Here is an 11630-nt window from a genome sequence, read left to right as displayed (position 1 = left end):
ACTGGGGCCACCAAGTGGACACCAACCAGCTCTGGTTCCGCAGTATCACCGTCAGCGGCTACAACGCCGGCGGCGAGGCGGCGAGCGTCCCGGCGCACGGGCGGGTGCTGCTCGCGAGCGGCGAGGTCACCGTGACGGACGACGGCGAGGCGAAGCTGCCTGCCGACACCACAGCGTGGTGGATCGCTGACTGACCGTTCATCAACTCGGGGGTTCTGCAAGAACTTTCCGGAATTTTCAGAAGCCCGCCTTCCGCTTCGGGAGGCGGGCTTCTACTATCTGGCGCACCGCACGGCTGTTGAATCTTGCAGCAAGAACCTTCAACGGCCCACCCCTTCAATGGAGAAGGACCCCCACATGGCCAAGAGAGCTCTGTCCGGCGCGCTCGCCCTCGCCGCGGCCGCGTTCGTCGTCCCCGCGAGCACCGCGGGCAGCGCGTACGCCTCCCCGCCCGGCACCAAGGACGTCACCGCCGTCCTCTTCGAGTGGAACTTCGCCTCGGTCGCCAAGGAGTGCACCAACCGACTGGGCCCCGCCGGTTACGGATACGTCCAGGTCTCGCCGCCCGCCGAGCACATACAGGGCTCGCAGTGGTGGACCTCGTACCAGCCGGTCAGCTACAAGATCGCGGGACGGCTCGGCGACCGTACGGCCTTCCAGAACATGGTCAGCACCTGCCACGCGGCGGGCGTGAAGGTCGTCGCCGACACGGTGATCAACCACATGTCGGCGGGCAGCGGCACCGGTACGGGCGGCTCGTCCTACACGAAGTACGACTACCCGGGCCTGTACTCCTCGCCCGACTTCGACAACTGCACCTCGCAGATCAGCAACTACCAGGATCGCGGCAACGTCCAGAACTGCGAACTCGTGGGGCTCGCCGACCTGGACACCGGCGAGGAGTACGTCCGCGGGGCCATCGCGACGTACATGAACGACCTGCTCTCCCTCGGTGTCGACGGCTTCCGCATCGACGCGGCCAAGCACATCCCGGCCGCCGACCTCGCCAACATCAAGGGCAGGCTGAGCAACTCGTCCGTGTACTGGAAGCAGGAGGCCATCTATGGCGCCGGCGAGGCCGTCCAGCCGACCGAGTACACCGGCACGGGCGACGTCCAGGAGTTCCGGTACGCGTTCGACCTCAAGCGGGTCTTCAACAACGAGAACCTCGCCTACCTGAAGAACTACGGCGAGGGCTGGGGCTACATGAGCAGCGGCGTCTCGGGCGTCTTCGTCGACAACCACGACACCGAGCGCAACGGCTCCACGCTCAGCTACAAGGACAACGCCAACTACACCCTGGCCAACGTCTTCATGCTGGCGTACCCGTACGGCGCGCCCGACATCAACTCCGGCTACGAGTTCTCCTCCACGGACGCCGGTCCGCCCAACGGCGGTACGGTCAACGCCTGTTGGCAGGACGGCTGGAAGTGCCAGCACGCCTGGCCCGAGATCCAGTCCATGGTCGCCTTCCGCAACACCACCCGGGGCGAGTCCGTCACCAACTGGTGGGACAACGGGGGCGACGCCATCGCCTTCGGCCGCGGCAGCAAGGGCTTCGTGGCCATCAATCACGAGTCGAGCTCACTGACCCGCACCTACCAGACCTCGCTCGCGGCGGGCACGTACTGCAACGTGCAGGCCAACACGACGGTGACGGTGAACAGTTCGGGCCAGCTCACGGCGACGCTGGGCGCGAACACGGCGCTCGCGGTGTATTCGGGCAAGTCCAGCTGCTGACAGCCGAGGTGCGCAGTTCCCCGCGCCCCCTTTTAGGGGCGCGGGGAACTGCGCAGTCTTTTGTCTGTGACCGCTACCGACCCGGACAGTCGCTGAAACTTCTTTCCACCCTTTGCAAGACTCTTGCTGAAAGTGTTTCAGCGGCGATACGGTCACGCGGATCCGTAACCGCAAGGAGTTCAGGCCTGTGATACCAAGATGGCCGGCGCCCAGGGTGCGCCGTACCGCGCAGCTCAGACGGATCGCGGCCGTTGCCGTGGCCGCTCTCGCGGCAGCGCTCGTCCAGCCCCTGGCCGCGCGCGCCGCGGCCCCGCCCGCACCCCCGTCCGACGCGGCGCTGGCCAAGACGCCCGCCCGCAACGACCTCACCCGTGAGCAGTTCTACTTCGTCCTGCCGGACCGTTTCGCCAACGGCGACACGTCGAACGACAAGGGCGGCCTCACCGGGTCCCGCCTCGACACCGGGTACGACCCCACCGACAAGGGCTTCTACCAGGGCGGCGACCTCAAGGGCCTGACGAAGAAGCTCGACTACATCAAGGACCTCGGCACCACCGCCATCTGGATGGCGCCGATCTTCAAGAACCAGCCCGTGCAGGGCACCGGCAAGGACGCCTCGGCCGGCTACCACGGGTATTGGATCACCGACTTCACGCAGGTGGACCCGCACTTCGGTACGAACGCGGACCTTGAGCGGCTGATCGACAAGGCCCACGACAAGGGCATGAAGGTCTTCTTCGACGTCATCACCAACCACACGGCCGACGTCGTCGACTACAAGGAGAAGTCCTACTCGTACCTCTCCAAGGGCGCCTTCCCCTATCTGACGAAGGACGGCGAGCCGTTCGACGACGCCGACTACGCGGACGGGACCAGGGACTTCCCGTCCGTCGGGACCGGCTCCTTCCCGCGTACGCCCGTCGTGCCCGCCGCGAAGAAGAACGTCAAGGTCCCGTCGTGGCTCAACGACACGTCGATGTACCACAACCGCGGCGACTCGACCTTCGCCGGAGAGAACTCCACGTACGGCGACTTCTCCGGCCTCGACGACCTGTGGACCGAGCGTCCCGAGGTCGTCAGCGGGATGGAGAAGATCTACCAGCGGTGGGTCAGGGACTACGACATCGACGGCTTCCGGATCGACACCGTGAAGCACGTCAACACGGAGTTCTGGACCCAGTGGGCCACTGCCCTCGACAAGTACGCCGCTCAGCAGGGGCGTGACGACTTCTTCATGTTCGGCGAGGTGTACTCGGCGGACACGTCGATCACTTCGCCGTACGTCACCGAGGGCCGCCTGGACTCCACGCTGGACTTCCCCTTCCAGGACGCGGCACGGGCGTACGCCTCCCAGGGCGGCAGCGCGAAGCGGCTCGCCTCGGTCTTCGGGGACGACTACAAGTACACGACCGACAAGGCCAACGCGTACGAGCAGGTCACCTTCCTCGGCAACCACGACATGGGCCGCATCGGCACCTTCCTCAAGCAGGACAACCCGAACGCGTCCGACGCCGAGCTGGTGAAGAAGGACAGGCTCGCCAACGAGCTGATGTTCCTCGGCCGCGGCAACCCGGTCGTCTACTACGGCGACGAGCAGGGCTTCACCGGCGCGGGCGGCGACAAGGACGCCCGCCAGACCATGTTCGCCTCGAAGACGGCCGACTACCTGGACGACGACGAGCTGGGCACGGACCGCACGCACGCCGAGGACGCGTACGACACGAGTGCACCGCTCTACAAGCAGATCAGTGCTCTCGCGAAGCTCCGCAAGGCCAACCCGGCCCTCGCGGACGGCGTCCAGACGGAGCGGTACGCGGCCGACGGCGCCGGCGTCTACGCCTTCTCCCGCACGGACGCGAAGACCGGCATCGAGTACGTCGTCGCCGTGAACAACGCCGACAAGGCGAAGGAGGCGACCTTCGCGACCGGCTCGGCGGGCATGACGTTCCGCGGGATCTACGGCACGGACGGCGGTACGGGCGACGGAGGCGAGTCCCTCAAAAGCGGCCCGGACAAGAAGGTCACCGTCACCGTCCCGGCCGGTTCCTCCGTCGTGTTCAAGGCCGCGGGCAGGCTCGCACCGCCCGCGACCAAGCCGACCCTCACCCTGAAGGCCCCCGCCGAGGGAGCCACCGGCACGGTTGAGATCTCCGCGGATGTGGACGGCGGACAGCTCAACCGAGTCGTCTTCGCCGCCCAGGTCGGCAACGGCAAGTGGCAGACGCTCGGCTCCGCCGACCACGCCCCGTACAAGGTCACCCAGGTCGTCGGCAAGGGCGTACCGGCCGGAACCGCCTTGCGCTACAAGGCCGTTGTGATCGACTCCGTCGGCCGTACGGCGAGCACGACGGCCGCCTCCACCACCGGCACCCCGCCCGCCGAGGAGGTCCCGAGCGCCTCCTCGCGCGATTACGCGGTCGTCCACTACAAGCGCGAGGCCGGCGACTACGCGGACTGGCGGCTGTACGCCTGGGGCGACCTCGCCGACGGCGAGGCGACCACCTGGCCGGAGGGGCACGACTTCATCGGCCGGGACGCGTACGGGGCCTTCGCCTACGTGAAGCTGAAGCCGGGCGCGTCGAACGTGGGCTTCCTCGTCATCGACAAGGACGGCAACAAGGACGTCTCCGCCGACCGCACGATCGACGTCACCAAGACCGGCGAGATCTGGATCGAGCAGGGCAAGGAGGCCGTACGGACCGAGAGGCCGGCCGCCGACTACCCGGCGCCGGACAGGACCAAGGCCGTACTGCACTACCAGCGCGCCGACGGGAACTACGACGGCTGGGGACTCCACACCTGGACCGGCGCCGCGGACCCCACGGACTGGTCGAAGCCCCTGGAGCCGGTGAAGACTGACACGTATGGCGCTGTCTTCGAGGTGCCGCTCACCGAGGGTGCCACCAGCCTCAGTTACATCATCCACAAGGGCGACGAGAAGGACCTGCCCACCGACCAGTCGCTCGACCTCACGGCGAACGGCCATGAGGTGTGGCTGTTGAGCGGCCAGGAGAAGTACCTCCTGCCGCAGCCCGCGGGCAGCGCAGCCGCGCTCGACCTCACCACCTCCAAGGCGGTCTGGATCGACCGGAACACGGTCGCCTGGAACGGCAACGAGGCCGCCGCGTCGACCCAGTTGCTGTACTCGCGCGACGGCTCCATCAAGGTCGAGGACGGCACACTGACCAGCGACGACGAGCGTTGGCTGCGGCTCGACAAGGCCACGCTCACCGACGCCCAGAAGGTGAAGTTCCCGCACCTCAAGGACTACCAGGCCTGGTCCGTCGACCCGCGCGACCGCGACCGGGTGCGCGAAGCGCCGCGCGGCCAGCTCGTCGCCTCCCAACGAGCCGCGAACGGAGCCGTGTTGGCGGCAACGGGCGTACAGATCGCGGGCGTGCTCGACGACCTGTACGGCGGCGCCACGAAGGCGGACCTCGGGCCGACCTTCGACAAGGGACGCCCGACGCTCTCCGTCTGGGCGCCCACCGCGCAGGACGTGAAGCTGGAGATCGGCGACAGGGGAGCGTCCGCCAAGACCGTGCCGATGAAGCGGGACGACGCCACCGGCGTCTGGTCCGTGTCCGGCCCCAAGTCCTGGCAGAACAAGGCCTATCGGTACGTAGTGAAGGTGTGGGCGCCCAGCGTCCGCGAGGTTGTCACCAACAAGGTCACCGACCCCTACTCGGTCGCCCTCACCGCGAACTCAGAGCGCAGTCTCGTCGTCGACCTGGGCGCCAAGTCCCTTGCCCCGAGCGGCTGGTCGGGCCTGCGCAAGCCCAAGGCCGTCCCGCTGAAGGACGCGCAGATCCAGGAGCTGCACATCCGGGACTTCTCCGTCGACGACAAGACGGTCCCGGCGAAGGACAAGGGCACCTACCTCGCCTTCACCGACAAGGACAGCGCGGGCTCCAAGCACCTCAAGAAGCTGGCGAAGTCCGGGACTTCGTACGTCCATCTCCTGCCCGCCTTCGACATCGCCACCATCCCGGAGAAGAAGGCGGACCAGGCGACGACCGCCTGCGACCTCCCCTCCTACGCCGCCGACTCCGAGAAGCAGCAGGAGTGCGTGGCGAAGGTCGCCGCGAAGGACGCGTACAACTGGGGCTACGACCCGTACCACTACACGGTGCCGGAGGGCTCGTACGCCACCGATCCCGACGGGACGGACCGCACGGTCGAGTTCCGGAAGATGGTCAAGTCGCTGAACGAGGACGGTCTGCGGGTCGTCATGGACGTGGTCTACAACCACACCACCGCCAGCGGTCAGGCCGGCACGAGCGTGCTCGACAAGGTGGTCCCCGGCTACTACCAGCGGCTCCTCGCCGACGGCAGCGTCGCCACCTCCACCTGCTGCGCCAACACGGCGCCCGAGAACGCCATGATGGGCAAGCTGGTGGTCGACTCGATCGTCACCTGGGCCAAGGAGTACAAGGTCGACGGCTTCCGCTTCGACCTGATGGGCCACCACCCGAAGGCCAACATCCTGGCGGTCAGGAAGGCCCTCGACGCACTCACCCTCGCGAAGGACGGCGTCGACGGGAAGAAGATCATCCTCTACGGGGAGGGCTGGAACTTCGGCGAGATCGCGGACGACGCCCGTTTCGTCCAGGCCACCCAGAAGAACATGGCCGGAACCGGCATTGCCACCTTCTCCGACCGGGCCCGTGACGCCGTGCGCGGCGGCGGCCCGTTCGACGAGGACCCGGGCGTCCAGGGCTTCGCCTCCGGCCTCTACACCGACCCCAACTCATCGGACGGCAACGGCACTTCGGCCGAGCAGAAGGCCCGCCTCCTGCACTACCAGGACCTGATCAAGGTGGGGCTCTCCGGCAACCTCGCCAAGTACACCTTCACCGACACCGCAGGCAAGGAGGTCAAGGGCTCCGAGATCGACTACAACGGGGCGCCCGCCGGATACGCGGACGCGCCAGGGGACGCCCTCGCGTACGTGGACGCGCACGACAACGAGTCGCTGTTCGACGCGCTCGCGTTCAAGCTGCCCAAGGGCACCTCGGCCGCAGACCGGGCCCGGATGCAGGTCCTCGCGATGGCCACGGCCTCGCTCTCACAGGGCCCGGCACTGTCCCAGGCGGGCTCCGACCTGCTGCGTTCCAAGTCGCTCGACCGCAACTCGTACGACAGCGGAGACTGGTTCAACGCGATCCGCTGGGACTGCCGGGACGGCAACGGCTTCGGGCGCGGTCTGCCGATGGCCGCCGACAACGAGTCCAAGTGGTCTTACGCCAAGCCCCTGTTGACGTCCGCCGGCCTCAAGGTGGGCTGCCCGCAGATCGAGGGCGCCTCCGCCGCGTACCAGGACCTGCTGAGGATCCGTACGAGCGAGAGCGTCTTCGGGCTCGGCACCACCGAGCAGGTGCAGTCGAAACTGTCCTTCCCGCTGTCCGGCAAGGACGAGACACCCGGGGTGATCACCATGGAACTCGGCGATCTCGTCGTGGTGTTCAACGCGACCCCCGAGAAGCAGGAGCAGCGGATCGCCTCCCTGGCCGGGACGGCGTACACCCTGCACCCGGTGCAGCGGACGGGCGCGGACTCCACCGTCAAGTCCTCTTCGTACGATCCGGAATCGGGCAGTTTCGCCGTTCCGGGGCGGAGCGTGGCCGTATTCACCCGGACCGCCTGACAAGGCATTAATTTGGTGGGGCGGAACCCCAACCCTGTTCCGCCCCACCACCGTGCCTCGGGGGCCGCGCAGATGGACGGCAACGCCAACAGGACACGCACGACCGTGCTGATCGTCGACGACGTGCCGGCCAGCCGCTACGCCATAGGGGCGGTGCTCCGCCGGGCCGGTCACCGTGTCGTGCCCGTCGCCACCGCCGACGAGGCGCTCGCCGAACTCGACGTACGGCTGCGCGCGGGATCCCTGCCCGACGTGGCCCTCATCGACGTCGGCCTGCCGGACATGAGCGGCTTCGAACTGTGCCGCCGGCTCAAGGCGCAGCCGCCCATGTCCACGCTGCCCATCGTCCACTTCTCCGCCGCGGCCGTGGCACCCGCCGACCGCTGCGAGGGCCTGGACACGGGCGCCGAGGCGTATCTGACGGTGCCCGCCGAACCCGAGGAGATCCAGGCCGTCGTACGGGCCGCGGTGCGCGCCGCCCGGATGCGGTTCGGCGCCGAGACGCTCGTACGCCGGCTGACCCTGCTGTCCGGGATCATCGTCACCGTCCAGGGCGCGCGCAACCTCACCGAACTCGCCGACGCGTCCGCCGAGGGCGCCGCCCGGCTCACCGGCGGCCCGGCCGTCGTCTTCGTCCTCGGCCCGGACGGCGAGCTGTACTACAGCACCTCCAAGGGCCGCAGCGCCTTCGCCGTGCCGGACAGCCACGCGCAGGAGGCCGTCGTCCGGCTGATCAACCAGATCAGCAAGGGGCGCACCGGGGTGTTCCGTACCGTCGTGCCCGCGCACATGTGGCCCATGGGCTTCTTCCGGCCCGGCGCCCGGGACGACGCCCGCCTCGTGCTCACCCTGACCCAGGACGGCAGGGCACCGGTGTGCTTCGCGACGCTCCTGCGCGTGCCCCGGGTCGGCGAACCCGACGACGCGGAGCTCGTCGGCCGCCTCGCCCAGGCCACCGCGCTCGCCGCCGAACCCCTGCTCATGTACCAGGTCGAGCGCCATGTCGCGCTCACGCTCCAGCACAGCTTCCTGCCCCAGCCGCACCGGCTGCCCGACCTGCCCGGCGTCGACGTCGTGGTGCGCTATGTGCCCGCGTCCCGGCAGACCGAGATCGGCGGCGACTTCTACGCCGCACTGCGCACCGACGACGGGGTGCTCACCGCGGTCGGGGACGTCGTCGGGCACTCGCTGGAGGCGGCCACCGTCATGGTCGAGATGCGTCATGCCCTGCGCGCCCACTGCGTCGAGGAATCCGATCCCGCGGTGCTCGCCGACCGGCTCGACCGCATGCTGCAGCGCTACCACCCCGAGGTCACGGCCACCGTCTGCCTGGTCCACGTCGACCCGGCCACCGGGCGCACCCGGATCGCCAACGCGGGCCACATCCCGCCGCTGATCGTCCGCGACTCGGGCAACGCGGAGTACGCCAAGGCCGCCGGACCGCTGCTCGGCCTCGGCCTCGGATTGCCGCGGCAGCCGCCCGTCGAGCTGTTCCTCGACCCAACGGACCGGCTCCTCATGGTCACCGACGGTCTCATCGAGACCCGTGGCATCGACCTGGCGGTGTCCATGGAGGAGCTCCGCACGGCCGCGGCCGAGGCGCCGCCCGGGGTGTCCGCCCTGTGCGACACCCTTCTGGAGCGGTTCGGCGGGGCCCCGGACGACGACATCGCGATGCTTGCCCTCCGGTTAGGGTGAGCCTGTCGACCTCGAACAGGAGTGCCCGTGCCGCAGATCACCGTTGACTACTCGACGTCCCTCTCCGACGCGTTCGACCGGCAGGGGTTCGCTGTCGCGCTGCACGCAGTGGTGGTGGAGACGGCTGCCGCGAAGATCGAGGCGTGCAAGACGCGGTTCCGGCCCGCGGAGGATGTTGTCGTGGGGGCGGAGACGGCCGGGCATGGGCTCGTCCATGTCACGCTCGCGCTGCTGGCCGGGCGGTCCGACGAGACGAAGCTCCTGTTGACCGAGCGGACGCTTGAGGTTCTGCGGGCGCATGTGAAGCCGGTTGACGGTGTGGCGTTGCATGCGTCCGCTGAGGTGCGGGACCTCGATGCGTCTTACCAGAAGTTCGTGGACTGACGTCCGGCCGGTTCGTTTGTGCCTGCGGGGCGGTGGGGGCTTGTCGCGCAGTTCCCCGAGACCCTGAGGGGCGCGCCCCTGAAGGGGCGCCGCCCCCGCCTACGACGCCAGTGACACCAAGCGGCCTATCAAGTCCGTGAACGGGCCCTCTGCCGGTTCGTTCGCGAGCATGTGGCGTAGGAGGTCGGCCATTTCGGGGTCGTAGGCGGCGCTGACGGCGGCGAGGGCCGCGAAGTCGTGGACGAGTTGGGCCTCCAGCTCGGCGCGGGGGATCCGGCGGCCGTCCAGCCAGATGAGGGCGGTCGACTCGGCCAGGGAGATCCAGGAGCGGACGACCAGTTCGAGACGGGCGGGCGGCCGCTCGATCTGCAGATGCGCCAGAATCTGGAGATACGCGGCCTGCCGTACGCCGTCGATGAGGGCGTTCGTGTTGGTCGAGCCGACCGAGGGGCCGCCGCGCATCAGGGCGGAGAAGCCGGGCCCGTGCTGGTCGACGAAGTCGAAGTACCGTCGCATGACCCGCAGCAGCCGCGCGCCCAGCGGGCCTTCCTGAGGTTCGATGAAACGTTCCGCCAGATCGTCCGAGGCGCGCTTCAACGCGGCTTCGTACAGGCTGAGTTTGCCGGGGAAGTAGTGGTAGACCAGCGGGCGCGAGATGCCTGCGGCGGCCGCTATCTCGTCGATGGAGACGTCGTCGGGCGAGCGTCGGCTGAACAGGTCGAGGGCGACGCCGATCAACTGCTGCCGCCGCTCCTCGACACCCATCCTGCGGCGTACCCCGGTAGTCATGCGAACACCTTACCGATCGGATCCGGCCGCGAACGGGCCGGAGCCGCCCAGGTGTTCACCCCCGTCACCGCAGGCCGCCGATCGACCTCCCGTCGGCCAGGGTCCCCTTCAGGCCTGCCTGCGCGCCCTGTTCGGCCCGTACGGCAAGAAGATTGCCCTCGGTGGATCCGTCGACCCCACCCGTCGCGCGGATCGACTCGGTGTCCTTGCTTCCGGCGGCGAGCAGATACCAGTCACCCGTACCGGACTTCCACAGCACGCCCGCCAGGACGTGGGAGTCCTTCGCGCCGCAGGCGGCCACGTTCTCAGCCTTCGCCACGACCGCGCCGTACGGCTGGCGCTGGGCGTGGAACTGGGCCAGCACCCGAGTCCCGCCGCCGCGCCAGGTGTCCGCGCGGGTGCACAGCCAGTTCGCGGTGCCGCCGGCATCGGGCAGCGGCTGCCGGGCGTACTGCCAGGCGTTCACCGCGCGTACGCCCTGGCCGCGGACGGACGCCAGGGAACAGGCGAGCGGGGCCCAGGTCGCCGCCGACGCCTCGCGGGGCTCCCCGGGGCGGCCCGAGGTGAGACGGGCCGGGGTCAGCTCACCGAGGTCGGTCGTCAGCCGCGTGCCCGAACGGTCCGTGAGCTCCAGCGCGTTCCACGAGCGGCACTCGCCGGTCTGCAGAGCGGGGCTGGCGAACGGCTCGGTCACCCCGTCCGCCGACCGGCCGAGACGCGTCCCGCCGGAGGCCCCGGAGGAGTCGGAAGTGCCTGATGCGCCGGCCGCCGACTTCAGCAGGTCGCGCACCACGGCCGTACGTACCCACGGTGCCGTCAGATAGCGGACGTTGCCGTCGGCGCGGCCGAGGACCACCGCGTTCGCCTCGGCACCCGTGGCGCCGTCGACCCGGGCGAAGTCCAGGGCGGCGCCCTGCGTGCCGTCCTTCGCCTCGGCGTAGCGCGCGATGCGCAGTCCGTCGTAGAGCAGCACGACCCGGCTCTGGTCGACCTCGCCCGCGTACAGCAGCTGGGGCGGTCCCGGCGGGGCGCCCGCCGGGGTACCGGGGGTGGCCGAGACCTGCACGGACTCGCCGGGGCGCGCCCAGACGGCGAGCGCGCGGCGCAGCAGAGCCTTGTCGCCGGTGAGGGTGCCTCGCGCGGGCCACACGGAGAAGTCGGTGCGCGTGGACGTCTGCCACGCGGCGGCCGGGACGAGCGTCAGCTTGCCGGGATCCAGGGCGGCCTGGGCCGAGGGGTTCTGCGCGTACGAGGGGGCGGCCGCGCCGTCCGGGCCCCAGCCGTCGCCGGGCAGCCCGAGCAGCGCCCCGCACACCGCGATGACAGGGCTCACGTCAGGCGCCGCCGGGATGCTCGGCGGTGGCGGTGGCGG

The 11630-nt window shown here is 69.4% G+C and carries 6 protein-coding genes and 1 pseudogene; 5 read left to right on the top strand and 2 right to left on the bottom strand.

Annotation, left to right across the window (positions count from 1 at the left end):
• From O3Q52_RS37800 to O3Q52_RS37780, 5 genes are all read left to right on the top strand, one after another.
• The coding region (locus tag O3Q52_RS37800) for a hypothetical protein (protein WP_269653121.1) at nt 1-194 on the top strand (194 nt) is incomplete at its 5' end.
• Between the two features lie 163 nt (nt 195-357).
• Nucleotides 358-1740 carry an alpha-amylase family protein gene (locus O3Q52_RS37795; protein ID WP_269653120.1) on the top strand — a complete coding sequence of 461 codons (1383 nt, stop codon included), beginning with the start codon at nt 358-360 and terminating at the stop codon, nt 1738-1740.
• 187 nt (nt 1741-1927) lie between these two features.
• Entirely contained in the window at nt 1928-7387 is a 5460-nt protein-coding gene (gene pulA, locus O3Q52_RS37790; protein WP_269653119.1) for a pullulanase-type alpha-1,6-glucosidase, read from the top strand.
• Nucleotides 7388-7459: 72 nt separating this feature from the next.
• On the top strand, nt 7460-9085 hold the full coding sequence (locus tag O3Q52_RS37785; protein ID WP_269653118.1) for a fused response regulator/phosphatase: 1626 nt from the start codon (nt 7460-7462) through the stop codon (nt 9083-9085).
• 27 nt (nt 9086-9112) lie between these two features.
• Nucleotides 9113-9469 (top strand): 5-carboxymethyl-2-hydroxymuconate Delta-isomerase, encoded by a 357-nt coding sequence (locus tag O3Q52_RS37780; protein ID WP_269653117.1) that lies wholly within the window; start codon nt 9113-9115, stop codon nt 9467-9469.
• Between the two features lie 99 nt (nt 9470-9568).
• Here the strand turns inward: O3Q52_RS37780 and O3Q52_RS37775 are convergent, their stop codons facing one another.
• Both O3Q52_RS37775 and O3Q52_RS37770 read right to left on the bottom strand, forming a co-directional pair.
• The gene (locus O3Q52_RS37775) at nt 9569-10258 is read right to left on the bottom strand and encodes a TetR/AcrR family transcriptional regulator (protein WP_269653116.1); all 690 of its coding nucleotides are present in this window, start codon (nt 10256-10258) and stop codon (nt 9569-9571) included.
• Between the two features lie 64 nt (nt 10259-10322).
• Nucleotides 10323-11630: pseudogene (locus O3Q52_RS37770) on the bottom strand (hypothetical protein); the annotation flags it as partial.

This window comes from Streptomyces sp. ActVer (genome assembly GCF_027270795.1).
GTDB lineage: Bacteria > Actinomycetota > Actinomycetes > Streptomycetales > Streptomycetaceae > Streptomyces > Streptomyces umbrinus_A.
This window is presented reverse-complemented; position numbering and strand designations above follow the sequence as displayed.